The organism is Marinobacter caseinilyticus (genome assembly GCF_011074955.1).
Taxonomy (GTDB): Bacteria; Pseudomonadota; Gammaproteobacteria; order Pseudomonadales; family Oleiphilaceae; genus Marinobacter; species Marinobacter caseinilyticus.
Genome location: NZ_WUQJ01000029.1, coordinates 25,395 through 51,071, shown reverse-complemented (window position 1 = coordinate 51,071; position 25,677 = coordinate 25,395). Strand labels below are relative to the sequence as shown.

Sequence of the window (25,677 nt, the reverse complement as noted above, 5' to 3'; positions counted from 1 at the left end):
GTAACTCAATGGTTGTGCAGTTGAAAAAGGCCCTGTCAGGCCCGGTATGTGGCTTATGTTTCGCCATGGGTGTTACAGGGTGCAGTTTGATGGACGACCGCTCTGAAGAGTATGTAAACGAACCGGCGGGAACACCGCTGGTACTGGGTGACGGCCAGGTCATGGAGCGTAATACAGACGCTTTGCCGATTCGGTCCATTGGTGCCAGTAATGGTGGCAAGCTCAACCCTTCCGATATACCCCGGCCCCCGGATATGACGTCGGAAATACTTGAAGAGAACTACATCATCGAAGAAGTGGGCAATCAGTCTTGGGTGTTGGTTAACGACGTGCCGGGCAGGGTCTGGCCATCGGTGGCTGCCTTCTTCAATGACCGCGGCTTGGGCGTGGCCGAAGACAGCACTCAATTGGGAGTCATACAAAGTGATGTGGCGAATTTCAGTGAGCGTGCCCGCACGCTCCTGAAGCTGTCCGACATCGATAGTGATGAACCGATGGTGTTTGTACAGGCAAGGGTGACGCCGGGAGTTCGTCGCAAAACCACTGAAATTCAAGTGCGAAAGCGCTTGGCGAGCGAAAGTCCTGAACAATTGGTGCAATGGCAATCAGAGCCTCAGGACCCGGCTATTGAAAAATCACTGCTGGCGGATTTGGCCGGCTTTTTAAAGAGCCGGGAGGACAGTAAATCCTACTCACGAGCAGCGCTGGCGATGGCGTCGGCCCCCAAAGTGACCATGGTGACCGATGCTGGAGAACCGGCCATGGAGATCAATGTGAGTTTCGACCGCGCCTGGGCTGAGGTTCGCCGTGCGCTGGAAGAAGCCAAGATACCGGTGGTTGATCTGGATCGCAGTATCGGACAGTTTTACGTGGACTACCGCACAGACGAAGAGCGGGATCTGGGCTGGTTCAGTTGGTTTTCTGACGAGCCGAAACCGGTATACACCTTTTATGTCCGACTCGAAACACAGCAAGAGCGGATTTTGGTGACCACGGGCAAAGCGGATGGTTACGACGGCAGCGATCGCTCAAAGCGACTCCTTTCCGAGCTGTTTGAATATCTTTATTAACACTGGGGCTGCAGGCCGTTTAGCCTGCGACAACTGGAGAGCATGAATGGAAAAGCGCGATGAGCTGTACGCAGGCAAGGCGAAATCGGTCTACAGGACCGATGACCCTGAGCGTTTTATACTGTTGTTCCGAGATGACACGTCGGCCTTTGATGGTGAAAAAAAGGAGCAACTGAATCGTAAAGGCATGGTGAACAACCGATTTAATGCGTTCATCATGGAAAAGCTGGACGCGGCAGGAGTGCCAACCCATTTTGAGGGGTTGTTGTCGCCGGTGGAATCGCTGGTCAAAAAACTCGATATGATCCCGGTCGAGTGCGTGGTAAGAAACGTATCCGCCGGCAGTTTGTGCCGTCGGCTCGGAGTTGAGGAAGGGCAAACATTGACGCCCTCAACTTATGAACTGTTTCTGAAAAACGACGCGTTACACGACCCTATGGTGAATGAATCGCTTGCGGTAACGTTCGGTTGGGCGACTAAGGATGAACTGTCGCAGATGAAAGCACTGACGTACAAGGTTAACGATGTGCTGAAATCGCTCTTTGAAGACGCCGGAATGTTGCTGGTGGATTACAAGCTTGAATTTGGACGTGCCGGTGGCGCGATTGTGTTGGGCGACGAATTCAGTCCCGATGGTTGTCGGATCTGGGACAAGGCGACCCGAAAGAAGATGGACAAGGACCGTTTCAGGCAGGGACTCGGTGACGTAATCGAGACCTATGAGGAAGTTGGTCGTCGTTTGGGCATTCAGTTTGACTGAGTCTGGTCGGCGGTTATTCGATAATTATCAGAAGGTTGTTGTATGCGTAAACTGATTCTTGTGGCTGGTACTTCGCTGTTAATCGCTGCGCCGTTCGCCAGTGCCGATGTCGTAGGCCTGGGTGCCAGCGTTAGCTACTGGGACTCTGAACTTTCCGGACAAGCTGTCAATAAAGGCTCGGCGGTGGACGTGGAAGATGAATTGAATCTGGACAGTGATTCAAATGCGAACCTGAGCGCCTACCTTGAGCACCCGGTACCGGTGTTGCCCAACGTCAGATTGAATTACACCTCTATCAAGCAAACCGGTCGTGGTGAAGTCAGTTCGAGTGGGTTCGATCTCATCGGTTCCGGTGCACAGGTTGACTCTAAGTTGGAGCTTGATCAGATCGACGTCACGCTTTACTACGAGCTGCTTGATAACTGGGTGAACCTCGATGCCGGTTTGACCGTTCGTAGTCTTGACGGAGAGTTGCTGGTAGAAGAACGTTTCCCTGGCAACAATGCCAGTCGCACCGAGATCAAGGCAGTGCTTCCCATGGGGTACCTGGCTGCTCGTTTTGACTTACCTTTGACCGGTGTTTCCATCGGCGCGGAAGGCAATGGCATCAGTTACAGCGGTGACTCGATATTCGACTACAATGCCTACGCCCAGTATGAGGTGTCAGTTGTGCAATTACGGGCGGGTTATCGTCAGATGAGCGTCGATTACGAAGACGGTGACGATAAACTCGATATCGACATCGATGGGCCGTTCGCCAGTCTTGGTGTCACGTTCTGAGGAACGTCGATCGATAAAAAAAAAGCGTCCCTCCGGGCGCTTTTTTTATGTCCAGTTTTCGTTAGCTAAACAGGTTCTCATTAAATAAATTCATTCTGCCCGTCAATTCAGGGTGCGATAGTGTGCAGCTGTTCGGTAAACTAGGCGCCGACATCAAGACGATTTTTGACTGACTCCAGGGAGATAGCTTTGAAGATTCTGGTAACGGGTACCGCCGGATTTATTGGTTCACACCTTGCTCACCGTTTGTTGGATAGAGGCGATGAGGTGATTGGAGTCGACAATGTAAATGATTATTACGACGTCAATCTGAAAGAAGCCCGTCTTGCACGTCTGACTGGTCAGGCGGGATTCACCGAAATACGGAAGGATGTCTCCGATCGGGAAACCATGGAAGCGGTGTTTCGAGAGCACAAGCCCGAGCGCGTTGTTCATTTAGCGGCTCAGGCCGGAGTGCGGTACTCCATCGAGAATCCAAATGCCTACGTTGATGCGAACCTGGTGGGCTTCATGAACATTCTTGAGGGTTGCCGCCATAATGGTGTAAAGCACCTGGTTTATGCGTCCAGCAGCTCCGTCTATGGCGCGAATGAAGCCATGCCATTCTCCGTTCATGACAATGTTGATCATCCCCTGAGCCTTTACGCGGCCTCCAAGAAAGCCAATGAATTGATGGCCCACACCTACAGCCACCTTTACAACATGCCAACCACAGGGCTGCGGTTTTTTACCGTTTATGGTCCCTGGGGTCGTCCAGACATGGCGTTGTTTATTTTCACCAAAAAAATTCTGGCAGGAGAACCTATTGATGTCTTCAACCATGGCCATCACAAGCGCGATTTCACCTATGTAGATGACATCGTAGAAGGGGTTATCCGAACACTGGACAGCGTCGCGACACCCAATGCTGAGTGGTCTGGGCAGCAGCCTGATCCGGGCACAAGTAAAGCGCCATACAGAATCTACAATATAGGCAGTAACAGCCCAGTTGAATTGTCACGATTCATTGAGATTATTGAAGAGCGGGTGGGGCGAAAAGCTGAAAAAAATCTCCTGCCACTGCAACCCGGCGATGTACCGGCCACCTACGCCAACGTGGATGCACTGATAGACGATGTGGGCTATAAGCCGGCAACACCGGTAGAGCAGGGCATCGCCAATTTTGTGGACTGGTACCGGGATTTCTACAAGGTGTGACCGTCGGGTGATCTGACAATTTCCACAAACAAAAAAACTCCCGAAAGGGAGTTTTTTAATTGGTAGGACCAGGCAGATTTGAACTGCCGACCTCTGCCATGTCAAGGCAGCGCTCTAACCAACTGAGCTATGGTCCTACACCGCAACGGGGAGGAAATATACTGATCCTGACCTCGCCGGTCAACCTCTTTGTTGGCTTAGCGGTTAAATTTTCGATCGCGGGGCATGGGCTAACCAGCTTTTGAGCACCTTCCTTAAGACTGACCAACGGTTAATCAGCAGAGCTGTAAAGATCAAGCTGCAACCGCCAAGCTGAACCGAACCCATGCTTTCATCAAACCAACCCGCAGCGAACAACGCAACCCAGACGGGTTCGAGCACCATGATAACCACGCCATGGCTCTGGTTCGAGAGACTTTGGGCGTAGGTTTGAACGATAAACCGGCCGGCTGTTCCAATCACCGCACTGGCAATAATCCACCAAGCTAACTCAACTGAGAAAGCTTGGAAGGTGGAAACCCATGGCTCCAGGAGAGCAGACATTACTGTTGTTACCAATCCAACCGTCAGTAATGCAATTGCCGTCAGCGGCAACACCGGCACGCGCTCCAATTGACGGGTTGTGCCGGCCCTGTCGGTTATCAGACGAGGGTTTGCGGCCCGTGTGTTGAGCGTAAAGTACAACGCAAAGATAAACGCCGCGCCGACAAAAAACAGTTGCCCAGCCTCCGGGCGGAAGCCATTTTTGAGCGACAACATGGCAAGACCTGCTATCGCAACCGGGATCGCCAACCAGGTACTGGCAGGTTGCGCCTCTTTAAAGAGCGTGCGAGCAATGATGGGCACGATGACCACTCCCAGGCTGGTCAGAAAGGCGCCTTCACCTACGTGGGTGCCCAGGAACAACCCCATTACCCAGAAACACATGGCGGTGCCAAACACGAGCCCGACGCGAACGCATCGAAACAGTTGGTCGGTTGAAATGCGGGTCAGATGCCGGTGTGCGACTACCGCCAGCAAGAGACCGGCAATCAGGAATCGAACCGCCATGAATAATAACGGTGGCATCAGCTGGACGGCCTCTTTGGAGAACATCCAGCTGACGGCGGCTAACAGGGTGGTGGCCACCAGTAGAAGGTCCGACTTTCGGGCATCGGTTATGGGCATCATGGGTGGCACTCCGAACCGGCATGTAGTCAGTGTGTAGCCCACAACCTTAACATGGTTAGGATGCGAATTAGCTTGGCAAAAAGTAAGAGATCGCTGCAAGAATGGGATTCGGGTGTGGGTCTGAAGAGCGGCGTTGACGGTGCCAAAAAAGGAATAGGCGAGCCCATCCATGGGCTCGAACCATTCAGTTATTCAACGTGTTGAATACCAGAGATGACATGTCGGTATTGGCCGACCCTGGCACCTCTATGTACTGGTCGCCATTCCCCCACCACTGCCACCAGGCGCGCTGATTGTAGGTGCGGCTGGCAAAGTCGACCCGCAAGCCATTCAAAGTAGTGTTATTCACAACCGGTACTGAAATATTGCCGGTTTCGCTCCCCAAGACACCGCTATGACTTGCGCCCTCGTTCATCAGGATGGGAAAGTGATTCCAGTACAGGCTACCGGGGCCGTTCTGGCTGGACACTTTGCCGCCGAGACTGAGGCCGGAAGTACACGAGTCAATGCCGTTGGCAGACGTCGCACCACATGATGAGTGGGTTGGGACCACTCCGTCATCCGTGCCGGCAATAAAGGGTTTGGTAATGCCACCGTAACTGGACCCGCCAGCAACAAAACGCAGTCGTGGAATGCTGTTGGGCGCCACCGCCAGGTTGCGAGCGGAGTTGGTTTGTAAGTCATTCACCACACCCATTTTGGTGGGTTGTGGGTCAATGCCGGTGAAGGCCTTCACAGCCGCCTTCACTGGTGCAAGGTACCAACTGTCGTTATAGGCGACATTCACTGCGAGATCCGCTAACTCCGTTCCGCCACCTGCTCCGGAAAAATCAAGCGCAGTCAGAATCTTCAATGGTGGTAGTCCGTCTGCTTGCAGCCAGCGTGCTTGGTTTTCCAGAATGTACCGGGTCACCAGGTCGCCGGTTGAGTGTGAGACAACAACGCAAAAATTGTTGCACAAACCTTGCTGGCTGATTGTCTTTATCTGTTGATAGGCTTGTTGCGCAATACGGCCCTCGACGCGACCATCACTGCCCCAATCGATGCGGGCATCGGATCGGGCCAGTCAGAACGTACGCCAATAGTCGGCGCCGTTGTTTTTGACAGCCTGAAGGTTCTGCGGTGGAGATGACAGGTCTTCTTGCTGGAAACCGTGCACAAGCACCACGTTGTGGCCGGCTAACTGGGCATTGGCTGATGTTGATAGAAGGGATGTCGCCAGTAGTGCTGCCATTCCTACCGATTTGGTTATTGTTCTCATATTAACTCCATTTAGGCACTTTCGTTGTTGTTATCGTCATTTTCCTCGCGGTGTCTCCCTTTGATTGTCGACTCTGCGTTCCTGCAGAGATTAGAATTTCCCCGCCATGTTTTTTAAGAGCGTGACGCGTTGCTGGGAAAGCGGGTCCCTTGCGGGCTCGTCGATCAGTGAATCGAGGTCGGGTGGCGAAAATTCGAAACCGTCATCGGGGCCAAATGCAAAGTCAGTGCGGTCTCCGGGGCGCATAGGCAGCCGGCGAATTTGCAGGTTTTTGAGTTGCATTGGCCCGTTAATCTCGTGGGAAGCCAACACAGAACCGTGAGCCTTCAATGGGATATCATGGTGCCCGCTGGTCAGTTGATGTTCGGCAGTCAGGTGTGCAATCGGTTGGTTATTATTAAAAAGCTGTCCGCTGAGGGCGTAGTAGCCACTCTCTTTGGCAGCAAACTCAAACGGAATGACCAGGTCATTGTCCTGAATGCGGACTGATCCGATGCCCTCAAACCTTCCCAGATCAGGCTCGATGGTCAACGTGGACACGTGACGAAGCGGTTTGCCGTCTACCGTCGCCGCTACGATAAGACGGTATTCCCCTGGCGTGATATCGCTATCAATGACGCCTTCCATAAAGCCGCCTTCAGCGGCTGACAACTCGGTAGTGGCAACTCGTTCGCTGTGTGCTGTGGCTTCCAGTCGCGCCGACATTCGGTGGCCTACGACCATAGGGCCGCTGAGGCTTGCAACTATCAGCAGCGTCTCCCCTCTGGTAAACCGGTATTTTTCAAGGGATACCGTAAACTCGCCGCCATTGGACAGGGGTAATACGATGGGGTTGTAGTGATTGCCTGCGTAGGCATCGGCTTGGTCTTTGGTGAGTGGCACTGAATAACTCGGATAGCGGGAGGTGTGCTGGTATTGCTCCGAAACCTGCACCAGCATAAAGCCAAGAGCGCTGTCCGAGGGCGGCTCAGGTGCTGGGAGTGCAGGCTTGCTGGCGGGTACTAAGTTGTTGGGCGCGGTAAAGTTGGTGGCTGTCACTGAGTTGGATTGAGCCGGCATCGGGCGTATGGCCGCGTTATCAACGGCAACGGCCCAGCCAATTCCGACAGCGGATGCTGCCATCAGTAAAACAACTATCGGACCTCGAAAGCGCATCTGTGACTCCCGACCGGCTGATGATTGAATGCCGGTTCAATTATTTTTGTTATCTGGAAAATACAAACACTCAGCTCAGTGATCAAATAATAACGGCTAATTGACTGATTACCGGGCCGAACCGTGATGCAGTTCACTATTAGCCGCAGTATTCATTCGGGACGGGAGGGCTCATTGGCAGAGACCAAAAAGTTCTCGCAGGTTTTGTCTTGAGGAGAGAGTTTCTGGTTTTGCAAGAGAGTTTCAGAACACCCTCATCTCGGGTGTAAGATCAGTACAGCGTGTTCTGGCATATATTAAACGACCAGGGCGATGACGATGGAGGAGAGAGCTGTTTGCAAGATGATCATGAGGTCAGACTGGTAAGAGAAGGGGCGTTAGCGGTTATTGCATTGGGCGGTGGCCTTGATAATTATTGGACACTGCCCGCGCTGACGGCATTCAGTGATCACTTAACTGACTTGAATCGAACGGGCGACTGCCGTTGCCTCATTGTGACGGGTGGCGTCATTGCGGAGGACTCGGCCGCATTCTGTCGTGGCTTGGCTCCCTCTCTGATGGCAGACGGTGATGTTTTGACAGGTGCCAGTCTTAACCGTCTATTCGCAGCATCGTATACGGCCCTGCGCCGCTTTCCGGGTGTCACGATTGCCGCGGTCAATGGTCCGGCCGTTAATGAGGGCGTGGCATTGGCTTTAAATTGTGACTTTCGGCTGGCAACCGTTAATGCGAGTTTTCAATTTACGGCCGGGTCTTCGGGACTGTTGCCGTTTGGTGGCAGTACCCAGCTGCTGCCCAGGTTGGTCGGTGAATCCTGGGCAAAGCGCCTGATGCTTTTTGAGCATGCGATTAGCGCCGCTCAGGCAGAAGCGATTGGACTGGTCGACGAGGTGTGTCAAATTGATCGGGTCGAACAACAGGCCCGCCAATGGTCAGCGTCGGTGTTAAAGCAAAGCCCCAAAGCGATGCGGGCCACCAAGCAGTTAATCGAGCATGCCCGCATGCGGCCGCTCGAAACTGGCTTTGCCGCTGAGCGCGAATGGGCGGCGCAGTTGATTGATGCAGGTGACTACCGGGAGGCGCGTCAGGCTCAGTTGGAGATACGTGAGCCAAACTGGTCGGATTTATAAGCGGTATAGGCCGAAGGGGCACTCTGGGCGCAAGCGATGGCTTGGTCGGTTGTGAATCCAGTCGGGTAGCTGTTGGCAAACTACAGGAAATCCAGCATGCGGTATATGCAGTCTTTTTACCGACGCCTGAGACAGATGAGAGAGGCGCGGGGCCTTTCGCTGACCGATGTGGCCGATCTGTGTGGTGTTGACGAGTCCCAGGTAGAGCGATGGGAGTCTTTCGAGCCCAAACGTCGGGCCTACCCAAGTGTCGAAGAGTTTCTGGATATATGTCTGCGAACCGGCACACCCATTGATGAGTTGCTGGATTTCGACGATCTGGCGGATGCCGGTCAGTTAGAACTGCCGGGTCTGGCATTCAGTAATAACAATGACCTGACCGACGCCTTGGTGCTATTGGGCCGTGAATTCCAGCGTCTGCAGTTGCCTGAAAGCGAGGTCGAACTGCTGCGCCGGTTCAGAAGCAGTACGACTGAAAACCGGCGCAGGGTGTTGCGATTGCTCGGGAATCGTTAATCAGCCCTGTCGCCCGTTCAGAGCTCCCAGGGCGGGGTGGGCAAGCGGTGGTTACTATTTGCCGGCCTTGTAGATGTGTTCATACACATAATTGGTCGCTTCAACGAACCCGTCGATACTGCCGCAATCGAAGCGCCGCCCCTTGAACTTATACGCCAGCACACAGCCGTTTTTGGCCTGCTCAAGTAGAGCATCGGTGATCTGTACTTCACCATTCTTGCCCGCCGGTGTGCGTTCAATAATGTCAAAAATATCCGGTGTCAGGATGTATCGCCCGATGATCGCCAGGTTGCTTGGTGCGTCTTCCGGGCTGGGTTTTTCCACCATGTCGGTGATGCGGTAAAGGCCGTCTTTCATGGACTCGCCCGCAATGACGCCGTACTTATGGGTTTCGTCTTTTGGCACCTCTTCAATGGCGACGATCGAACAGCGGAACTGGTTATACAGTTTCACCATTTGAGTCAGTACGCCGTCTTCTGCGCCATCGGCCATACAAAAGTCGTCTGCCAGCACGACCGCAAAGGGGTTGTCGCCGACCAGGTTGCGGCCGGTGAGAATCGCATGCCCCAATCCTTTCATTTCGTTTTGTCGGGTAAACGCAAAGCTGTTGTTGTCAATGAGATCGCGAATCGACGTTAATAAATTTTCTTTTCCTGACCCGGCAATCTGATGTTCAAGTTCATAACTGATGTCGAAATGATCTTCGATGGCTCGTTTACCGCGGCCAGTGACGAATCCAAATTCGTGAATGCCAGCTGCGGCGGCCTCTTCGACCCCGTATTGGACCAAGGGCTTGTTAACAATCGGAAGTATTTCTTTGGGCATCGCCTTGGTGGCGGGCAGAAAGCGGGTTCCATAACCTGCGACGGGAAATAAGCACTTCTTGATCATCTGGGCATCCTTCTCAGTTCAGCATTATGATAAAAAGCAACAGGCTAGCAGTGTACCGGAGTTCAAAAATAATCGGGGAAAAGATCCTCCGTTTTTTTGGTGCATCCTGTCAGCAATGTTTAAACACGCTTCGGGTCGGATTGTTGACAAAAATGACTATGAGGCGTAGTTTTCCGCCTCTAATACTCACTATTGTTAACAAAATAATGACCCAAGCAGCCATTCAAACCCAGACCAGAGCGGATGATGCCTTTGATTGTCTACAAACAGCCATCATTAAGGGTGATCTCGCGCCGGGAGAAAAAATAGGCGAGGTGGAATTGTGCGCTCGTTTCAATCTCACTCGGGGGCCTTTGCGTGAAGCCCTCGGTCGTTTGGAGTCCCGGGGTTTGCTGGTCAGGCGTCCCCACGCCGGAGTAAAGGTTGTTTCAGTCAGCCCGGAAGAATTGCTCGAGTTATACCGTATTCGAGAGGCCATGGAGGGACTGGCCGCCCGACAGGCAGCCGAGCGCATGGCCGACCGTGAAGTCGCTGAACTTCATGCCACGCTCGACAGCCACGAAGCGATGATTGAAAAGGCGCACGGGCAAGCGTATTACCAAGGTGAGGGGGATTATGATTTTCACTACCGGATTGCGGTAGGCAGTCGCAATTCAAAACTTGCTCAAATGCTCTTGGGTGATCTGTACTACATGGTGAGAATGTACCGCTATCGCCTCAGCACCTCCGCGGGGCGTCCTCATAAGGCTCTGAGCGAGCATCGTCGTATTGCCGAAGCGATCGCCCAGCGCGATGGTGAGTTAGCCGAATTTCTTATGCGAAGACACATCAATGCGGCGCGCAGAAACATTGAGAAAAAAATCGAAGATAATTCTTTAGGTCTTTGATTTAAATATACAAAAAACGTATTCAATAGTAGTCATCTGCTGGATCAATAAAGAGGAACATCGCAATGGTCAGCCATCTCTCGCCAGGCGCCCGTTTTCGGGCCGCTCTAAAAGCAAATCATCCGCTTCAAATTGTAGGCGCGGTCAATGCCTACGCTGCAATGATGGCGGAAAAAGTCGGACACCAGGCTATTTATTTGTCCGGGGGCGGCGTTGCAAATGCCTCCTATGGGTTACCGGATTTAGGCATGACCAGCCTGAATGACGTTATTGAGGATGTAAGGCGGATTACCGCAGCAACCACGGTGCCCTTGTTGGTGGATATCGATACCGGGTGGGGTGGGGCGTTTAACATTACCCGAACCATTCAGGAGATGGAGCGCGCAGGCGCAGCCGCGGTGCACATAGAAGATCAGGTGGCGCAAAAACGTTGCGGCCACCGACCCAACAAGGAAATTGTCTCGAAAGAAGAAATGGTGGATCGCATCAAAGCGTGCGTCGATGCCCGTCAGGACGACGATTTTTTCATTATGGCTCGTACCGATGCGTTCCAGCAGGAGGGGCTAGAGGCCGCCATTGATCGGGCACAAGCTTGTATTGACGCGGGCGCTGACGGAATTTTCGCGGAAGCGGTTACGGAACTGGAACATTATCGCGCGTTCTCCGATGCCCTGGACGCGCCGATATTGGCGAACATCACCGAATTCGGCGCAACGCCGCTGTACAATCGGAAGGAATTGGCAGACGCCGGGGCCGATATGGTGCTTTATCCGCTGAGTGCGTTTCGCGCGATGAACAGGGCGGCACTGGAGGTTTATCAGACCATTCTGGACAAGGGTGACCAAAAAGACGTCGTGGATAAAATGCAGACCCGGATGGAACTTTATGATTTCCTGAATTATCACGAGTTCGAGCAAAAGCTTGATGCCCTGTTCCAGCAGAAAAAGAACTGAAGCCGGGACAGGCCGATTATGGCTGGTAAGTCCGGTTTTAACTGCAATCTTTAGCGTCTGTTCAGACACTGGACGCGGCTAACGACGCCACGGCTAATGTGTCAAGAATACCGTTGGGCTGGATTCCCGCACAGCAGACAGAGGAAAGCTAACGCCGGGCCTGGTTTTAGGGAGTGCGAGCACAGGTCATCGACCATCGCACCCTGCAGGTGCGGCTTTAGCCGAGAAGACTTGAGTGGTCATACATAAAGTCCAAGCCCTTTCCTACAGAAGATCAGGAACATTAGCAGGGCCAGTATCAATCCGATAAAAATAGAAAATACGAAGATCAATGAGGAGAGAATCCAATGGCTGAGAAAAAACCAAATACCGCAGGCCTGCGTGGGCAAGTCGCTGGCGAGACCGCGTTGTGCACTGTGGGTCAAAGCGGCGCGGGGCTGACGTACCGGGGTTATGACATCACGGATCTCGCCGAAAATGCCCAGTTTGAGGAAGTCGCCTACCTGCTGTTGCGCGGCAAGTTGCCCAACCAGCAAGAGTTGGATGCTTACAAGCACAAGTTAAGCAGTCTCAGGACGTTGCCCTACGCCTTGAAAACGGTGCTTGAGCATATTCCTAAAAACGCGCACCCCATGGACGTCATGCGCACCGGATGTTCCATGCTGGGCAACCTGGAGACTGAGACGGATTTCAGTCAACAGGATGACAAAATTGATCGCATGATGGCGGCGTTTCCGGGCATCATCTGCTATTGGTACCGCTTTGTTACCGAAGGCGTGCGGATCGAGACCGACTCTGATTGCGAGTCTATCGGGGGGCATTTCCTCCAGTTGCTGCATGACAAAAAGCCGAGTGAACTGCATGAGCGTGTGATGAACGTGTCACTCATCCTGTACGCAGAGCATGAGTTTAATGCGTCGACGTTTACCGCTCGGGTGTGCGCATCCACGCTGTCGGATATCCACAGTTGTGTGACCGGAGCGATTGGCACTTTGCGTGGTCCACTTCACGGCGGTGCCAATGAAGCGGCCATGGCCTTAATTGAGCGTTTCAAAACCCCTGAAGAAGCCGAATCCGGACTGCTCGGAATGCTCGAACGTAAAGAAAAAATCATGGGCTTCGGTCATGCGATTTATCGCGAATCGGATCCGCGTAACGGCATCATCAAGAAATGGTCCCAAAAACTGGCCGAAGAAGTCGGGGACAAGGTTCTCTACCCGGTGTCTGTCCGGTGCGAAGAAGTGATGTGGCGTGAGAAAAAGCTGTTCTGCAACGCTGATTTCTTCCATGCGTCGGCCTACCATTTTATGGGCATCCCGACGGAACTGTTTACTCCGATCTTTGTTATGTCCCGGGTGTCAGGCTGGACCGCTCACGTGAAAGAACAGCGTGAAAATAACCGCATCATCCGCCCGAGTGCCGATTACACCGGCCCGGAACACAAGCAATGGTTGCCAATCGACAAGCGCTGATCAAACTCTGGTGAGTCGCAGGCGTTGCCCTGCGGCGTTCCTGTTTTGCGCCCGATATCGTCCTGTTGACCCCCAATAGATTGAGCTTTTGCCATGAATACTGATTATCGCAAATCGTTGCCCGGCACTGACCTGGATTATTTTGATACGCGCACTGCCGTGAATGACATCCAGCCTGGAGCGTATGACAGGCTACCGTACACCTCACGGGTGTTGGCCGAAAATCTTGTGCGTCGGTGCGATCCTGCGTTGCTCACAGACGCTCTGAAACAGTTCATTGAACGCAAACGCGACCTGGATTTTCCGTGGTTTCCGGCCCGCGTCGTCTGTCATGACATTCTCGGTCAGACTGCGCTGGTCGATTTGGCGGGTTTGCGGGATGCTATTGCCGCGAAAGGGGGCGATCCTGCGAAGGTAAATCCGGTGGTGCCAACCCAGTTGATTGTGGACCATTCGCTGGCGGTGGAACACGCCGGTTTCGAAACAGATGCCTTTGAGAAAAACCGAAGCATTGAAGACCGTCGCAACGATGATCGTTTTCATTTCATCAACTGGACTAAAACCGCGTTTAAAAACGTGGACGTAATCCCTCCGGGTAATGGCATTATGCACCAGATCAATCTGGAGAAGATGTCGCCGGTGGTTCAGGTTCTGGATCGGGTCGCGTTCGCGGATACCTGTGTGGGTACCGACAGTCATACGCCAATGGTGGACGCGCTAGGCGTCATCTCCATAGGTGTCGGTGGCCTTGAAGCCGAGAGTGTGATGCTTGGTCGAGCCTCTTATATGCGCCTACCGGACATCGTAGGCGTGGAGCTCACTGGCCGCATTCAGCCGGGTATCACCAGCACCGATCTGGTCCTGGCGTTGACGGAGTTCCTGCGTAAAGAGCGCGTGGTGGGTGCTTATCTGGAATTCTACGGCGAAGGCGCCTCCAGGCTGACGGTAGGTGATCGCGCCACCATCTCAAACATGACACCGGAGTATGGCGCCACGGCGGCGATGTTCTACATTGATGAGCAGACTATTGATTACCTGAAGCTCACTGGCCGTGACGACGACCAGGTGCAACTGGTTGAGCAGTTCGCCAAGCACACCGGTCTGTGGGCGGATAGCCTGAAAGACGCGGAATACGAGCGTGTATTGACGTTTGACCTGTCCTCGGTCAGCCGGACACTGGCGGGGCCGTCCAACCCTCATGCTCGTTTGCCCACCTCCGAACTGGCAGCCCGAGGCATCGCCGGCAAGGTGGAGAACGAACCGGGTAAGATGCCGGACGGGGCCGTCATTATCGCCGCCATCACCAGCTGCACCAACACCAGTAACCCCCGTAACATGGTGGCGGCAGGGTTAATCGCCCGGAATGCCAACAAGCTCGGCCTGACCCGAAAGCCTTGGGTAAAATCGTCCCTGGCGCCGGGTTCCAAGACCGTAAAGATGTACCTGGAAGAGGCCAATCTGCTGTCTGAGCTCGAAAGCCTTGGGTTTGGTGTCGTGGCGTTCGCCTGTACCACGTGTAACGGCATGAGCGGTGCGCTGGATCCGGTGATTCAGAAGGAACTGGTCGAGCGCGACTTGTACTCGACGGCAGTGCTGTCGGGTAACCGAAATTTCGATGGCCGTATTCACCCTTACGCCAAGCAGGCGTTCCTGGCTTCGCCGCCGTTGGTGGTGGCCTATGCCATTGCCGGCACCATTCGTTTTGACATTGAAAAGGACGCTCTGGGCACTGACCAGGAGGGCAACCCAATCACGCTGAAAGACATCTGGCCGAGCGATGAGGAGATTGATGCCATCGTAAAGGCGAGCGTGAAGCCACAGCAATACCGCGACGTCTATATTCCGATGTTCGACATTACCCGGGACACCCAGGCACAGATTGAGCCGCTGTATGAATGGCGTCCGCAGAGCACTTACATCCGACGTCCGCCCTATTGGGAAGGTGCGCTGGCAGGGGAGCGTTCATTGAAAGATATGCGTCCACTGGCGGTGCTGGGGGACAACATCACCACGGATCACCTGTCACCCTCGAATGCGATCATGCTGGACAGCGCCGCCGGCGAATATCTCGACAAAATGGGGTTGCCGGAGGAAGACTTTAACTCCTACGCGACCCACCGTGGGGACCATCTCACGGCTCAGCGGGCCACGTTTGCCAATCCAAAGCTGTTGAATGAAATGGTGCTGGACAAGGGTGAGATTAAGCAAGGTTCGTTCGCCCGTATTGAGCCTGAGGGCAAGGTGACGCGCATGTGGGAAGCCATTGAGACCTACATGGAGCGGAAACAGCCCTTAATCATCGTTGCAGGCGCTGACTACGGCCAGGGTTCATCCCGGGACTGGGCTGCGAAGGGCGTCCGGCTGGCCGGAGTAGAGGCCATTGTGGCCGAGGGTTTTGAGCGTATCCACCGTACCAACCTCGTGGGCATGGGCGTGATGCCGCTGGAGTTTGAATCCGGGACCACTCGTAAAACTCTGGGACTTGATGGTACCGAGACCTACGATGTCGTTGGCGACTTTACCCCCGGCGCCACTCTGACGCTGGTCATTCACCGGCAGGACGGAGAACATCTTGAGGTTGCAGTGACCTGTCGCCTGGATACGGCGGAAGAACTGTCCATCTACGAAGCGGGCGGCGTACTGCAGCGCTTTGCCCAAGATTTTCTTGAATCTGAAGCGGTTGCTTGAGGAAGGCTATGGCACACGTACCCCAAATAAGAGTTCCCGCCACCTATATGCGCGGCGGTACCAGCAAGGGTGTCTTTTTCAATCTCAGCGATCTACCCGAGGTGGCGCAACAGGCGGGTGCCGCAAGAGATGCGCTGCTCCTGCGGGTGATTGGCAGTCCTGATCCCTACGGTAAGCAGACAGACGGTATGGGGGGCGCGACTTCCAGTACCAGCAAGACCGTGATCCTGTCCGCAAGCACTCAACCGGACCACGACGTCGATTATTTGTTCGGTCAGGTGTCAATCGACAAGCCGTTTGTCGACTGGAGCGGTAACTGCGGCAATCTGACCGCTGCCGTTGGCGCTTTTGCCATCAACAGTGGCCTGATGGATGCAAGCCTTATCCCCCGGAACGGAATCGCCACGGTGCGCATCTGGCAGGCCAACATCAAAAAGACCATTATTGCCCGGGTCCCAATGACCGATGGCAAAGTACAGGAAACCGGCGACTTTGAACTGGACGGTGTCACTTTCCCCGCAGCGGAGGTGGCGGTTGAATTCATTGATCCGGCCGATGGCGACGGTGCGATGTTTCCCACCGGTAACCTGGTCGACGACCTTGAAGTGCCCGGCATCGGCCAACTGAAAGCCACCATGATCAACGCTGGCATTCCGACCGTCTTTGTCAATGCCGCTGACATTGGGTACACCGGAACGGAGCTGCAGGGGGCAATCAACGAGGATCCTCAGGCGCTGGCGATGTTTGAACGAATTCGGGCTCACGGCGCTGTTCGGATGGGACTGATCGAGCATGTGGATGAGGTGGAGGGCCGACAGCATACGCCCAAGGTTGCGTTTGTGGCGCCGCCTGAGGGCTATGTGTCGTCGAGTGGTAAAGCAATAACCAGCACCGACATTGACCTGCTGGTAAGGGCGCTGTCCATGGGTAAGCTGCACCATGCCATGATGGGGACGGCGGCCGTTGCCATTGGCACCGCAGCCGCGATTCCTGGCACTTTGGTCAATCTCGCGGCCGGCGGCGGGGATCGCCAGTCGGTCTGTTTCGGACACCCTTCGGGCAGTTTGCGAGTGGGCGCCGAAGCCACGCAACATAGCAACGAATGGGTGGTGACCAAAGCCATCATGAGTCGTAGTGCAAGAATATTGATGGAGGGCTGGGTGCGCGTGCCGGGAGACGCGTTCTAGACTACCTTTGTGTAAGAGGCAGTCACTATTGGTGAAGGAGGAGACAAGTCATGTCCGCAACGTTTGATTTGAATGAACGTCCCGACTACGACGATGTTTTGCAGCACATTGCTGACTACGTCCTGACCTATAGGATCGACAGTCCCGAAGCATGGGATACCGCGCGCAATTGCCTGATCGATACCCTTGGTTGCGGTTTGCTGGCTCTTCGGTTTCCGGAGTGCACCAAGCACCTTGGACCCCTGGTTGAGGGAACGGTGGTGCCCCATGGCGCCCGAGTACCTGGTACGTCCTTTCGTCTCGATCCTGTTAAAGCGGCCTGGGATATTGGCTGTATTGTCCGGTGGCTGGACTATAACGACACTTGGCTGGCGGCTGAATGGGGTCACCCCTCTGATAATTTAGGCGGCATTCTGGCGATCGCCGATCATCTTTCCCAGCGGCGTGTGGCAGACGGCAAGTCGCCTTTGACCATGCGCCAGGTGCTGGAATGCATGATCATGGCCCACGAAATTCAGGGCGTGCTGGCGCTGGAGAACTCCTTCAACCGCGTTGGCCTGGACCATGTCGTACTGGTAAAGGTGGCGTCTACGGCGGTGACCGCCAAACTCATGGGTGCCAATCGCGAACAACTGCTGTCGGCGCTATCCCATGCCTGGGTTGATGGCCAATCCCTGCGCACCTATCGCCACGCGCCGAATGCCGGATCACGCAAGTCCTGGGCGGCCGGCGACGCAACATCAAGGGCCGTCCGCCTGGCGGATATCGCCATGCGGGGAGAAATGGGCATACCCGGAGTCCTGACAGCGCCGCAGTGGGGCTTCTACGATGTGTTGTTCAGCAAGACCAACAAAGATCAGGCCTTGAAGCCGGTCGATAAACGCCAGTTTTCTCTACCCCAGGCGTTTGGCAGCTACGTAATGGAAAATGTACTGTTCAAGATTTCCTTTCCCGCCGAGTTTCATGCACAAACAGCGGCAGAAGCGGCCGTGATCCTGCATCCGGTCGTGAAAGACCGCCTTCAGGAGATTGATAGAATTGTCATCACCACCCATGAGTCGGCAATTCGGATCATCTCCAAAGTGGGCAAGCTTGCGAATGCGGCGGATCGAGACCACTGTTTGCAGTACATGACGGCTGTTCCGCTGATATTCGGTAACTTGATCGCTGAGCAGTACGAAGACAGTTTCCATGCTGCGAATCCGATCATCGACGAACTTCGCGATAAAATGGAGGTTGTCGAAGACGAGGGGTACACAAAAGAGTATCTGGAGGCCGACAAACGCTCTATTGCCAACGCCATTCAGGTCTTTTTCCTTGATGGCAGCAGTACCGACAAAGTGGCGGTTGAGTATCCGATTGGCCATCGTCGACGTCGGGTGGACGGTATCCCACTGTTGGAAGACAAATTCAGAAATAACCTGATGACGCGTTTTGCCGGGCAGCGGTGCGATGAAATCTGGTCTGTATGCAAAGACCAAAAACGCCTGGAAGAAACGCCGGTCCAAGACTTTGTTTCACTTTTTGTTATCTGAATCAAAGGATTAATTCGGTACGGTAGTTTGATTGGGTGGATAGGCATTCACTTCTGGATTGTTGCTGGATAACCCATGCCAAAGCGCACGGATATAAAAAGCATACTCATTATCGGCGCAGGTCCCATTGTCATTGGGCAGGCGTGCGAATTCGACTACTCCGGGGCCCAGGCCTGCAAGGCGTTACGGCAAGAGGGTTACCGGGTCATTTTGGTTAATTCCAATCCAGCGACCATCATGACGGACCCGGTGATGGCCGATGCCACCTACATTGAACCAATCAACTGGAAAACCGTCGCCAAGATCATCGAAAAAGAACGCCCGGATGCCTTGTTGCCCACCATGGGTGGGCAAACAGCATTGAATTGTGCACTGGACCTGGAACGAGAGGGTGTCCTGATCCGGTTTGGTGTGGAAATGATCGGCGCCAACGCCAAAACCATTGACAAAGCTGAGGATCGGGAGCGCTTTATACAAGCCATGAAAGCGATTGGCCTGGAGTGCCCACGAGCGACCATTGCGCATTCAATGGACGAAGCCTGGGTCGCCTCGACGGATATTGGGTATCCGTGCATTATCCGTCCCTCATTCACCATGGGCGGATCGGGTGGTGGTATTGCTTACAATCGGGATGAGTTTGAAGAGATCTGTACTCGCGGGCTGGACCTTTCACCCACCAGTGAATTGCTCATCGACGAGTCACTGATCGGATGGAAAGAGTATGAGATGGAAGTGGTTCGTGATTGTGCAGACAACTGCATTATTGTCTGTACCATCGAAAACTTCGATGCCATGGGTGTCCATACGGGTGACTCAATTACCGTCGCCCCGGCGCAAACGCTCACGGACAGGGAGTATCAAATTATGCGCAATGCCGCATTGGCGGTGTTGCGCGAAATTGGCGTTGAAACCGGCGGTTCCAATGTTCAATTTGGGATAGATCCGGAGACCGGGCGCATGGTGGTGATCGAAATGAACCCACGGGTTTCACGGTCTTCCGCACTGGCCTCCAAGGCCACCGGTTTCCCCATTGCCAAGATCGCCGCGAAGTTGGCGGTGGGTTTCACCCTTGATGAGTTGCGCAATGAAATTACCGGAGGCGTTACCCCGGCTTCATTCGAGCCCGCCTTGGACTATGTTGTTACCAAAATACCGCGTTTCACTTTTGAAAAATTTCCCCAGGCCGACGCCCGGCTGACCACTCAAATGAAGTCCGTCGGTGAGGTAATGGCCATTGGCCGAACCTTCCAGGAATCCATTCAAAAGGCGTTGCGCGGATTGGAAGTGGGTTCGGACGGGTTTGATGAGAAACTGGCGCTCACTGCCGAGGATAGCCGGGAAATCCTGACCAGAGAGCTGAGTGTCCCCGGTGCGGAGCGCATTTGGTACATTGGCGATGCCTTTCGAGCGGGCATGAGCGTGGCGGAGGTGCATCGGTACACGAGGGTAGACCCTTGGTATCTGGTCCAGATAGCCGACCTGATCGACGAAGAACTCGCGCTTAAAGCCACAGGCAATGCTGACATTGGCAAGGATTGTCTGTTCAGGCTCAAACGCAAAGGATTCTCGGATGCCCGGCTGTCCAAATTAATGGGCATTTCCGAAACCAGTGTCCGCAGCCTGCGCCATGAACTCGGAATCCGCCCCGTGTATAAGCGCGTCGACACCTGCGCAGCGGAGTTTGCCGCCAGCACGGCCTACCTCTACTCCACCTACGAACAGGCGTGTGAGGCCAACCCGTCGACTCGGGAGAAAATTGTGGTGATTGGGGGGGGGCCTAACCGCATTGGCCAAGGTATAGAGTTTGACTACTGTTGCGTTCATGCCGCACTTGCTATGCGTGAAGATGGTTATGAAACGATCATGATCAACTGCAATCCCGAAACAGTATCCACCGACTACGATACCTCGGACCGCCTCTATTTTGAGCCCATCACGCTGGAAGATGTGCTCGAAATCATCCATGTGGAGCAACCCAAAGGGGTGATTGTTCAATACGGTGGCCAGACGCCCCTGAAGCTGGCCAGAGGCTTGGAGCTGGCAGGCGTGCCAATCATCGGAACCAGTCCGGATGCGATTGACAGGGCCGAAGACCGGGAACGCTTTCAACAGATGATCCGTCGTCTGGGTTTGGTGCAGCCTGAAAACGCCACCGTGCGCAGCTTCGAAGAAGGGGTCTTGGCGGCCAGGCAAATAGGCTACCCTCTGGTGGTACGACCCTCGTACGTGTTGGGTGGCCGCGCGATGGAGATTGTCTACGATGAGGAGGAACTGGTTCGCTACATGCACCACGCTGTGCTGGTTTCGAACGACAGTCCGGTCCTGCTGGACCGCTTTCTGAATGCGGCGATCGAAGTTGATATTGATGCCATTTGCGACGGCACGGACGTCGTGATTGGCGGCATCATGCAACATATTGAGCAGGCAGGAGTGCATTCTGGTGATTCTGCCTGTTCGCTACCGCCATACTCCTTGCCACAACGAGTTCAGGATCAGATGCGTGATGCCGTTCGAAAAATGGCTGTTGAGCTGGACGTTGTTGGACTGATGAATGTCCAGTTGGCCTGGCAGGACGATACGGTCTATGTGATCGAGGTCAATCCGCGAGCATCACGGACCGTGCCGTTTGTATCCAAGGCCATTGGGTGCTCGCTGGCCAAAGTGGCAGCCCGGACAATGGTTGGCTTGTCGCTTGCGGATCAATGCTTCACCAGGGAACGTGTGCCTTCTTATTTTTCAGTCAAGGAATCGGTGTTCCCGTTTAATAAGTTTCCAGCCGTTGATCCGATTCTCGGGCCGGAAATGAAGTCCACGGGTGAGGTGATGGGCATTGCCCGTACGTTTGATGAAGCTTTTGCCAAGGCTGAAATGGCGGCGGGAGAGTACCTGCCGGAATCGGGAACGGTGTTTATCTCGGTACGGGATGAAGACAAGCCAGCCATTGTGGCGGTAGCACGAGGCTTTATCGAAGCCGGATTTCAGGTGCTGTGCACTGCGGGGACGTGTGAGTACCTGACCCAGCGGAACCTTCTGGTAGGGCGGGTAAATAAACTCGAAGAAGGTCGCCCAAATGTGGTGGATGCGATAAAGAATGGTGAAATTCAACTGATCATCAATACGTGTGATGGGCGGGCAACTGTCGCGGCATCATCGCAGTTACGCAAGTCCGCGGTGAGTTCAAAAGTGCCAATTGTTACAACACTCGCCGGCGGGGAGGCTTGTGGACGGGCCATTCGGTTTGGCTCAGACCATCAAATTCTGTGCCTGCAGGAACTCCAAGGTGGGGAAACCCAATAACGCCAAGTAAACAGTCAGTCAGGTGTTTTTGCTTCGGGGATGCGTCAGTGGCTTCACATTGTCGCTACTGCCAATCTGATTGCGGTCGTCTGAACGGTCGGAATGCATCTGGTCAAGCCGGCCATCAATGCGTTCAAGCGCTTCGGCGATGCGCAGCAGGGCGTTCATCATTTCAGGCTTGGATATCGCAGCAGTTGATCGTGCTGAGGGTGTTTTTCGGGGTTGCTGGACCTTTGGTTTTCGAGGCGACGCTGTTTTCGCCGGCAAGGTTTCTCCCAAAAGATCCCTGCGAATACTTTTAAGGTCATAAGGATCAATAAACGGCCGGTCTTCAGAGTAAGCACACATCAACATGCCATCGCAAAGCTTGTTTATAAGCCGTGGGATCCCTTTGCTGACCTTATGAATCTCTTTAACGGTTTCATTGTCAAATAAACGATTCCCGCCGTGGCCTGATACGAGCAAGCGGTAGTCAATGTATTCTGACGTCTCGGCCATTGTGAGCCCTTCGAGGTGGAAGAAAAGCTTCACACGCTGGGACAGCTGGGGGATGGCCGTTACACTGCCCTTGAGTTCTGGCTGACCAAGGAGGATGACCCGCATCGCTGGCCCACCCATGCTGTCCATGCCAGTGAGCATGCGAATGTCTTCAAGATTTTCCTTCGTCAGGTTCTGTGCTTCATCAATGGTCAATACTACCGGTGTGCCGGCTTCCGCCATTTTTTCCAGGTAGTCCGTAATCTGGAACAGCATCGCGACCTTGCTTTGATCCTGTATCTCAAGCCCCGCTTTGCGAAGGATAAGTGCAAACAGGTCTTTGGATTCAAGGTTGGTGTAGGAAATGTTCAATAATTTGAGGTCACCCTCCATGTTGCGAATGGTTTTCTTTAGCAGGGTGGTTTTGCCGGAGCCGATTTCCCCGCTGATGACAACAAATCCCTCGGAGCTCCAAATGGCGGAAGACATATAGACATAAGCCCTGGAGTGTTGCTGGCTCATATAGATGAAATCGTCTTCCGGAGTGATCCGGAAAGGGTGTCTGTGGAGCCCGAAGAAGTCCAGATACATGGATAGTTCCTATCTGTTTCTCTAAGCCAAACGGATCATTTCATTGGCTTGAAGAATGGTTTTGTCCGACTCATAGGCATTATAGCTTTCCGTCACTGTCCCGAATCTGAAATCGGTCAGTAAGCGTTCGAGCCGGCCATAGCACCGGTCAAGGTTGGTGTAATGTCGGAATCGTGAAAACCAGCTGGCGTTGTTGTAACGAGGCTGCTCTGGGTCAATTTCCCACGGGTGCAGATAAAACATCTGTGGTTTAAGGCCACCCTCGGAAGCACGATAGAAAAGATATTTGAATAGCGGATAGGGGAACTGCCGGAAATAGCCACCACCTGCTGCCGGAACGGAAAGGCCCAGAATCTTGGCAGTGGTCAGCGGAAATTCTCTGATTGGGCGGCCGTTACCGGTTTTTATCGTATAGGGGGCTGACGGCGAGTCTGGAATGCCATAACGGTCGTGACGTATCGGAAAAATGCTCGAATCCCAGGTAAAACCGAGCTCCGAGAGTATGTCTAACGCCCAGATAGAGTCTTTTGTGATGGAGTAGCTTGCGGCGCGGTAACCCAGTACGGGCCTTTGAATAAGTTCTTCGAGAATCGATTTGGAACGGGCCGTTTCTTCACGAAACACTTCGGGACTTTGGTTGTAAATCAGCTGGTGGCTGTAGCCGTGGGATGCGATTTCATGGCCATGATCGGCCAGCTTCTGAATTAACCGAGGGTGCCGCTCAGCCACCCACCCGAGTACAAAGAAAGTGGCTTTGACATCGTGCGCGGCGAACAGCTCAAGCAGACGCTCTGTGTTTTGTTCTACCCGAGATGGAAGCAATGGCCACTGGTCCGGACGAATAACCCCTGACAGTGCTGCGACGTGGAAGTAATCCTCAACATCTATGCTCATCGCATGAAGAGGTTCTGACCGATTCGTTTTAGTGGCTTCCTTTGCCGATTTTTCACCTGGATTCAATTCCATTCCCTCCACATTGGGCAATCCGTCTCTTCGAACGGCCTATCATGGAATTTTCACCCAGAGCTGTTACAAATACAAATCAATAAGTCTGTTTTATTGGCACAAAACATAAATCAATGTAAAACTCAGTTACACAACGATACATTATTGTTGAGATTGGGGTTATGAAAGCGCAAACTATTTTGCTAGGAAAGGGCGTCCGTCGCATTCAGGCTATGTGGTGGAAGTTTGGTCAAAAGTAGATCTGTCGCTGATCTTAAAGCAGACGACAAGGAAGTTCAGTGTGTCTTACATTCGATTCAGACAGCATTATCTCCACATCTCCTATCTGGTGCTCGGGCTACTGGAGTTCGGAGTGTTGTTTGTTGTTTTTTCGCTTCTAACGGCCGTCCTGTCCACAATCGGTGTTGCCCATAATCCCGTCGAGCAGGGTATTCCGGGTGGGCTCCTGTTTGCATTTATCCTGAGCTGCGGCACCCTCGCCATGGGCGGCTATCTTTCCATGGTCCATGAAAGCCTTCCATCGCTTTTTTTTCGCACACTGGTCGCGTATTGCCTGGTTGGCGGTATTGGGCTGACTTTACTTTACAGCGTCCTGCCGGCAGTGGACCCAGGTAGCACCAACCTGCTTTGGGCTGTGCTTATAGCGTCGGTAAGCGTGGTAGCGATTCGCCTGGCATTTTTGCGGATTGTTGACTCTGATCAATTGGTGCGTCGCGTTGCCATCTTGGGGGCAGGGGAACATGCGGCCGCGCTTCTGGATGAATATCAGAAAAACCTCCGTGCCCTGGGCATCCGGATAGTGGGCTGTATTCCAGATACGGAACACGCCGTAGTGCCTGAGAACCAGTTATTTCCAATTCCTTATGACCTATACAGTTTCTGCAAGAGCAATCGCATTTCCGAGATTGTCGTCGTGCAGCAGGACAGGCGGCGCGTGGAAAACAGCTATCTTGCGACGCCCGAGTTAATGGAATGCAAACTGCGTGGCATAGCGGTAACCAATGGCATCGATTTTTATGAGCGTGAGCTGAAAAAAGCCAAGCTCGATCTGGTGCATCCCTCATGGATTGTTTTTTCGGACGGGTTTAAGCCGTCTAAGACGAGATCGTTTACCAAGCGGCTGCTCGATCTGGTCATCAGCCTGAGCCTGATGGTGATCATGTTTCCCTTTATCGTTCTTACCGCTCTGGCCATCTTCCTGGAAACAGGCCGCCCTATTCTTTATAGCCAGAACCGGGTCGGAATGATGGGCCGCGAATTTAGAATCTATAAGTTTCGCAGTATGCGACAAGACGCTGAAAAGGACGGTAAGGCTCGCTGGGCATCGGCAAATGATTCGCGGGTAACACGTGTTGGGGCATTCATCAGAAATACGCGTCTCGATGAACTGCCTCAGCTTTACAACGTGATCAAGGGCGAGATGAGTATCGTAGGCCCCAGGCCTGAACGCCCCGAGTTTGTGTCGGAGCTTAAGGAAAAGGTGCCATTCTACGACACTCGCCATTATGTAAAGCCTGGCTTAATGGGTTGGGCACAGCTTAAATATCCTTATGGCGCGTCTGTTGATGACGCCAGAGGGAAGCTCGAATTCGATCTTTACTATTCAAAAAATCATAGCTTGCTGATGGATCTGCTCATCATGATCCAGACGGTAGAGGTGATTCTTTTGGGCAAAGGGGTCCGGTAGCCACCAC

General features: G+C 53.6%; 21 protein-coding genes and 1 tRNA gene. 14 read left to right on the top strand and 8 right to left on the bottom strand.

All coding sequences use genetic code 11. The features are described 5' to 3' along the window. The first annotated feature begins 8 nt into the window (after positions 1-8). From bamC to GRX64_RS14620, 4 genes are all read left to right on the top strand, one after another. Positions 9-1,070 (top strand): NlpB/DapX family lipoprotein, encoded by a 1,062-nt coding sequence (gene bamC / locus GRX64_RS14635; RefSeq protein WP_166268488.1) that lies wholly within the window; start codon positions 9-11, stop codon positions 1,068-1,070. Positions 1,071-1,116: 46 nt separating this feature from the next. Beyond that, positions 1,117-1,830 carry a phosphoribosylaminoimidazolesuccinocarboxamide synthase gene (gene purC, locus GRX64_RS14630; protein WP_166268487.1) on the top strand — a complete coding sequence of 238 codons (714 nt, stop codon included), beginning with the start codon at positions 1,117-1,119 and terminating at the stop codon, positions 1,828-1,830. 42 nt (positions 1,831-1,872) lie between these two features. Beyond that, a complete protein-coding gene (locus tag GRX64_RS14625) occupies positions 1,873-2,610 on the top strand; it encodes a TIGR04219 family outer membrane beta-barrel protein (RefSeq protein WP_166268486.1) in 738 nt (245 codons plus the stop codon). A gap of 189 nt (positions 2,611-2,799) precedes the next feature. Beyond that, positions 2,800-3,807: an NAD-dependent epimerase gene (locus tag GRX64_RS14620; RefSeq protein WP_166268485.1), complete on the top strand. Its 1,008-nt coding sequence runs from the start codon at positions 2,800-2,802 to the stop codon at positions 3,805-3,807. Between the two features lie 60 nt (positions 3,808-3,867). Here the strand turns inward: GRX64_RS14620 and GRX64_RS14615 are convergent. The 5 genes from GRX64_RS14615 to GRX64_RS14600 all read right to left on the bottom strand — a co-directional run bounded on the left by GRX64_RS14615 (position 3,868) and on the right by GRX64_RS14600 (position 7,393). Beyond that, positions 3,868-3,944: transfer RNA gene (locus GRX64_RS14615), tRNA-Val, on the bottom strand. A gap of 67 nt (positions 3,945-4,011) precedes the next feature. Beyond that, the gene (locus GRX64_RS14610) at positions 4,012-4,968 is read right to left on the bottom strand and encodes a DMT family transporter (RefSeq protein WP_166268499.1); all 957 of its coding nucleotides are present in this window, start codon (positions 4,966-4,968) and stop codon (positions 4,012-4,014) included. A gap of 193 nt (positions 4,969-5,161) precedes the next feature. Continuing rightward, complete coding sequence (locus GRX64_RS14605; protein WP_235937702.1) at positions 5,162-5,890, bottom strand: hypothetical protein; 729 nt, start codon at positions 5,888-5,890, stop codon at positions 5,162-5,164. A gap of 153 nt (positions 5,891-6,043) precedes the next feature. Next, positions 6,044-6,238: a hypothetical protein gene (locus GRX64_RS19635; protein WP_235937701.1), complete on the bottom strand. Its 195-nt coding sequence runs from the start codon at positions 6,236-6,238 to the stop codon at positions 6,044-6,046. 90 nt (positions 6,239-6,328) lie between these two features. Next, positions 6,329-7,393, bottom strand: coding sequence for a hypothetical protein (locus GRX64_RS14600; RefSeq protein WP_166268484.1), 1,065 nt, complete (start codon positions 7,391-7,393; stop codon positions 6,329-6,331). A gap of 335 nt (positions 7,394-7,728) precedes the next feature. On the opposite strand from GRX64_RS14600, the gene GRX64_RS14595 reads away from it, so the two are divergent. Then, positions 7,729-8,523, top strand: coding sequence for an enoyl-CoA hydratase-related protein (locus GRX64_RS14595; protein ID WP_166268483.1), 795 nt, complete (start codon positions 7,729-7,731; stop codon positions 8,521-8,523). 96 nt (positions 8,524-8,619) lie between these two features. Beyond that, a complete protein-coding gene (locus GRX64_RS14590; protein WP_166268482.1) occupies positions 8,620-9,039 on the top strand; it encodes a helix-turn-helix domain-containing protein in 420 nt (139 codons plus the stop codon). Positions 9,040-9,093: 54 nt separating this feature from the next. On the opposite strand, the gene galU is transcribed toward GRX64_RS14590, so the two are convergent. Further along, the gene (gene galU, locus GRX64_RS14585) at positions 9,094-9,930 is read right to left on the bottom strand and encodes a UTP--glucose-1-phosphate uridylyltransferase GalU (protein WP_166268481.1); all 837 of its coding nucleotides are present in this window, start codon (positions 9,928-9,930) and stop codon (positions 9,094-9,096) included. Positions 9,931-10,136: 206 nt separating this feature from the next. On the opposite strand from galU, the gene GRX64_RS14580 reads away from it, so the two are divergent. The 7 genes from GRX64_RS14580 to carB all read left to right on the top strand — a co-directional run bounded on the left by GRX64_RS14580 (position 10,137) and on the right by carB (position 21,949). Then, the gene (locus GRX64_RS14580) at positions 10,137-10,817 is read left to right on the top strand and encodes a GntR family transcriptional regulator (RefSeq protein ID WP_166268480.1); all 681 of its coding nucleotides are present in this window, start codon (positions 10,137-10,139) and stop codon (positions 10,815-10,817) included. Positions 10,818-10,882: 65 nt separating this feature from the next. Continuing rightward, positions 10,883-11,770, top strand: a complete 888-nt coding sequence (prpB, locus tag GRX64_RS14575; RefSeq protein WP_166268479.1) for a methylisocitrate lyase — start codon at positions 10,883-10,885, stop codon at positions 11,768-11,770. Positions 11,771-12,117: 347 nt separating this feature from the next. Then, the gene (gene prpC / locus GRX64_RS14570) at positions 12,118-13,242 is read left to right on the top strand and encodes a bifunctional 2-methylcitrate synthase/citrate synthase (RefSeq protein WP_166268478.1); all 1,125 of its coding nucleotides are present in this window, start codon (positions 12,118-12,120) and stop codon (positions 13,240-13,242) included. 93 nt (positions 13,243-13,335) lie between these two features. Then, on the top strand, positions 13,336-15,930 hold the full coding sequence (gene acnD, locus GRX64_RS14565) for a Fe/S-dependent 2-methylisocitrate dehydratase AcnD (protein ID WP_166268477.1): 2,595 nt from the start codon (positions 13,336-13,338) through the stop codon (positions 15,928-15,930). Positions 15,931-15,938: 8 nt separating this feature from the next. Continuing rightward, positions 15,939-17,117 carry a 2-methylaconitate cis-trans isomerase PrpF gene (gene prpF / locus GRX64_RS14560; RefSeq protein ID WP_166268476.1) on the top strand — a complete coding sequence of 393 codons (1,179 nt, stop codon included), beginning with the start codon at positions 15,939-15,941 and terminating at the stop codon, positions 17,115-17,117. 50 nt (positions 17,118-17,167) lie between these two features. After that, positions 17,168-18,652, top strand: coding sequence for a 2-methylcitrate dehydratase (gene prpD / locus GRX64_RS14555; RefSeq protein WP_166268475.1), 1,485 nt, complete (start codon positions 17,168-17,170; stop codon positions 18,650-18,652). A 75-nt stretch (positions 18,653-18,727) separates the two neighbouring features. Next, the gene (gene carB, locus GRX64_RS14550) at positions 18,728-21,949 is read left to right on the top strand and encodes a carbamoyl-phosphate synthase large subunit (protein ID WP_166268474.1); all 3,222 of its coding nucleotides are present in this window, start codon (positions 18,728-18,730) and stop codon (positions 21,947-21,949) included. An 18-nt stretch (positions 21,950-21,967) separates the two neighbouring features. On the opposite strand, the gene GRX64_RS14545 is transcribed toward carB, so the two are convergent. Continuing rightward, positions 21,968-23,017, bottom strand: coding sequence for an ExeA family protein (locus GRX64_RS14545; RefSeq protein ID WP_166268473.1), 1,050 nt, complete (start codon positions 23,015-23,017; stop codon positions 21,968-21,970). Positions 23,018-23,038: 21 nt separating this feature from the next. Further along, positions 23,039-23,983: an XrtA system polysaccharide deacetylase gene (locus GRX64_RS14540; RefSeq protein WP_427901666.1), complete on the bottom strand. Its 945-nt coding sequence runs from the start codon at positions 23,981-23,983 to the stop codon at positions 23,039-23,041. A gap of 217 nt (positions 23,984-24,200) precedes the next feature. Between GRX64_RS14540 and GRX64_RS14535 the strand changes: the two genes are divergently transcribed. Continuing rightward, positions 24,201-25,670: a TIGR03013 family XrtA/PEP-CTERM system glycosyltransferase gene (locus GRX64_RS14535; RefSeq protein ID WP_235937700.1), complete on the top strand. Its 1,470-nt coding sequence runs from the start codon at positions 24,201-24,203 to the stop codon at positions 25,668-25,670. The last annotated feature ends 7 nt before the right edge of the window (positions 25,671-25,677 follow it).

Coding starts and splice junctions, on each gene's coding strand:
- prpD (WP_166268475.1), top strand. CDS start 17,168: ATGTCCGCAACGTTTGATTTGAATGAACGTCCCGACTACGACGATGTT.
- GRX64_RS19635 (WP_235937701.1), bottom strand. CDS start 6,238: ATGAGAACAATAACCAAATCGGTAGGAATGGCAGCACTACTGGCGACA.
- prpF (WP_166268476.1), top strand. CDS start 15,939: ATGGCACACGTACCCCAAATAAGAGTTCCCGCCACCTATATGCGCGGC.
- GRX64_RS14600 (WP_166268484.1), bottom strand. CDS start 7,393: ATGCGCTTTCGAGGTCCGATAGTTGTTTTACTGATGGCAGCATCCGCT.
- purC (WP_166268487.1), top strand. CDS start 1,117: ATGGAAAAGCGCGATGAGCTGTACGCAGGCAAGGCGAAATCGGTCTAC.
- acnD (WP_166268477.1), top strand. CDS start 13,336: ATGAATACTGATTATCGCAAATCGTTGCCCGGCACTGACCTGGATTAT.
- bamC (WP_166268488.1), top strand. CDS start 9: ATGGTTGTGCAGTTGAAAAAGGCCCTGTCAGGCCCGGTATGTGGCTTA.
- GRX64_RS14540 (WP_427901666.1), bottom strand. CDS start 23,983: ATGGAATTGAATCCAGGTGAAAAATCGGCAAAGGAAGCCACTAAAACG.
- GRX64_RS14590 (WP_166268482.1), top strand. CDS start 8,620: ATGCGGTATATGCAGTCTTTTTACCGACGCCTGAGACAGATGAGAGAG.
- prpB (WP_166268479.1), top strand. CDS start 10,883: ATGGTCAGCCATCTCTCGCCAGGCGCCCGTTTTCGGGCCGCTCTAAAA.
- carB (WP_166268474.1), top strand. CDS start 18,728: ATGCCAAAGCGCACGGATATAAAAAGCATACTCATTATCGGCGCAGGT.
- GRX64_RS14580 (WP_166268480.1), top strand. CDS start 10,137: ATGACCCAAGCAGCCATTCAAACCCAGACCAGAGCGGATGATGCCTTT.
- GRX64_RS14625 (WP_166268486.1), top strand. CDS start 1,873: ATGCGTAAACTGATTCTTGTGGCTGGTACTTCGCTGTTAATCGCTGCG.
- galU (WP_166268481.1), bottom strand. CDS start 9,930: ATGATCAAGAAGTGCTTATTTCCCGTCGCAGGTTATGGAACCCGCTTT.
- prpC (WP_166268478.1), top strand. CDS start 12,118: ATGGCTGAGAAAAAACCAAATACCGCAGGCCTGCGTGGGCAAGTCGCT.
- GRX64_RS14545 (WP_166268473.1), bottom strand. CDS start 23,017: ATGTATCTGGACTTCTTCGGGCTCCACAGACACCCTTTCCGGATCACT.